A 2,560-nucleotide genomic window follows, 5' to 3' on the forward strand; every position below is an offset into this window, starting at 1 on the left:
ATTTTACTTATCCTGTCTGTCTCACCAGGCGTCTTCCACATCCTTAACATTGCCGTCGTCATTGATTTTACGATACACTATACTAATAGAACCAAGCTTGTTTTTCCGTCCTCTTTTCTGTGAGTGAAAAGAGCCTACTATATAGAGGTGAATGAAATGATATTATTACAAGTTAATCAAATCGTAAAATCCTTCGGGGCCGAAGTGATTCTATCAAATATAAAGCTGGAGCTCCAGAACCGCGATCGTATTGCGCTTGTCGGACGAAATGGTGCAGGTAAATCCACTTTATTAAAAATTATTTCCGGCCAGCTTTCCTATGATTCAGGAGAGATCATCAAACCTAAGGAAGTCTCCATCGGCTATCTTGCCCAGCATACCGGCCTTGAATCCGGATTATCGATTTGGGATGAGATGCTTTCTGTCTTTGACGATCTTCGTAAGCTCGAAGAAGATTTACGCAAACTCGAGCAGCAAATGGCGGATCCCGCTGTTTATGAGCATGAAGAAAAGTATAATAGAGTCCTGAAAGAGTACGACACCATTCAGGTTGAATTCAAAGAGTCAGGCGGTTATCAGTTTGAAGCGGACATTCGTTCCGTGTTGCACGGTTTGAACTTTGCCGGGTTTGACTATAATACCCCGATTTCAACTTTGAGCGGTGGTCAGAAGACGCGCCTCGCCCTTGGGAAGCTCTTGCTGACAAAGCCTGATATCCTGATTCTGGACGAGCCTACCAACCACCTTGATATCGATACCTTGTCATGGCTTGAACAGTATCTTCAAGGCTATGAAGGCGCAATTCTCATCGTATCCCACGACCGCTACTTTTTAGATAAAGTCGTGAATCAGGTATACGAAGTTTCCCGTTCAAATTCAAAGAAATACCACGGCAATTACAGCCAGTTTCTTGAAATGAAAGCTGAAATGTATGAAAGAGAGATGAAGCAGTTTGAGCGCCAGCAAGAAGAAGTCGCCAAGCTGCAGGATTTTATCCAGAAGAATATCGCCCGTGCCTCCACGACAAAACTGGCGCAGAGCAGACGCAAAAAGCTTGAAAAAATGCAGATGATGGACCGTCCACAGGGAGATGAAAAATCCGCCACGTTCTCTTTTACCATTGACCGTCAAAGCGGGAATGACGTCCTGAAAGTAAATGACCTTGCCATCGGATATGGAAATGATGTAGTTTCCTCCTCCATCAACATGACAATGTCAAAAGGGGACAGTGTTGCACTGGTAGGTCCTAATGGAGTTGGCAAATCGACCCTGTTAAAAACTCTTATAAAGAGATTGCAGCCCATTAAAGGCAGCTTTACTTTTGGGTCTAACGTTTCCGTTGGTTACTATGACCAGGAGCAGGCAGAGCTTTCCTCCAATAAAACCGTTTTAAATGAGCTTTGGGATGAGTACCCGATGAAGGACGAGAAAGAAATCCGGACCATATTAGGCAACTTCCTCTTCTCAGGTGAGGATGTCTTGAAACCAGTAACAGCTCTCAGCGGCGGGGAAAAAGCGAGACTCGCTCTATCAAAGTTGATGCTGCAGAAGGCTAACCTGCTGATCCTCGATGAGCCGACAAACCATTTGGATCTCGACAGCAAGGAAGTATTGGAATCGGCTCTGATCGATTATCCTGGAACCATCCTGTTCGTTTCCCATGACCGCTATTTCATTAACCGGATTGCCACAAAGGTAATCGAGTTGTCCTCCGACGATGCTACCGAGTTTCTTGGAGATTATGATTATTATCTTCAAAAGAAGAGTGAAATCCTGGAGCTCGCTCTGCTTGAGAATAGCAATAAAGTCCAAAGTCAAGGACCTGTGAAAACAGAAAAGCAAAACTACCAGCTTGATAAAGAGGCCAAAAAGCTGGAGAGACAGCGAAAAAGACGGGTTGAAGAACTAGAAGCGTTAATGGAAGAACTTGAGGAAACTATAGGGAAATTAGAAACGGAACTTTGTGACCCTGAAATTTTCCAGGATCACGAAAAAGTCATCAAACTCAATCAAGCGATGGAAGAATCCAAAAATGCATTGGAAGAATATATGGAAGAATGGACAGAAATAGAAGAGCTCCTTCAATCATAAAAAACGGCTGCAGGGTATTCCCCCTGCAGCCATTCCCATTTGGATAATCTCTCATCCTATATTTATAGCTTATGACTAGTTTCTAGTAAATACTCTTTAGTCCACATTTTTATTCACAGAAAAGTTGTTAATTTCTCTTTATTCACAACACTTTTCCACAATATCCACAATTTAATCCACAGTTATCCCCATTACCCACAAAAAAATAGGAAAATATTCCTTGTTCTTTTACACATATATATCCTTACTTATTAACAACTTATCCACAGACTGTGTACAAAACACACGTTCTCATAGGGCGGAAATATCTGCTTTCTATTTCCCTCTATTTTAATTTTTAAACCTTATTTAGTTGTGGTTTGTGGGGAAAACCTGGGAGTAACTGCTTTGTAGATCATAGGATAGCTTCGTTTCTCCTACCATTCCCGTCATAATTTGTAGGATATCTCCGCTTTTATCCCCATCCGTG

At 42.2% G+C, this 2,560-nt stretch carries 1 protein-coding gene; it reads left to right on the forward strand.

The features are described 5' to 3' along the window. Positions 1–156: 156 nt before the first annotated feature. Positions 157–2,091 carry an ABC-F family ATP-binding cassette domain-containing protein gene (locus BSG1_RS18975; RefSeq protein WP_044023194.1) on the forward strand — a complete coding sequence of 645 codons (1,935 nt, stop codon included), beginning with the start codon at positions 157–159 and terminating at the stop codon, positions 2,089–2,091. The last annotated feature ends 469 nt before the right edge of the window (positions 2,092–2,560 follow it).

It is taken from the genome of Bacillus sp. SG-1, from assembly GCF_000181495.1.
In the GTDB taxonomy this organism is placed as follows: domain Bacteria; phylum Bacillota; class Bacilli; order Bacillales; family Bacillaceae_B; genus Rossellomorea.

Excerpts from the sequence above, each read along its gene's own strand:
- BSG1_RS18975 (WP_044023194.1), top strand. The coding sequence starts at position 157 with ATGATATTATTACAAGTTAATCAAATCGTAAAATCCTTCGGGGCCGAA.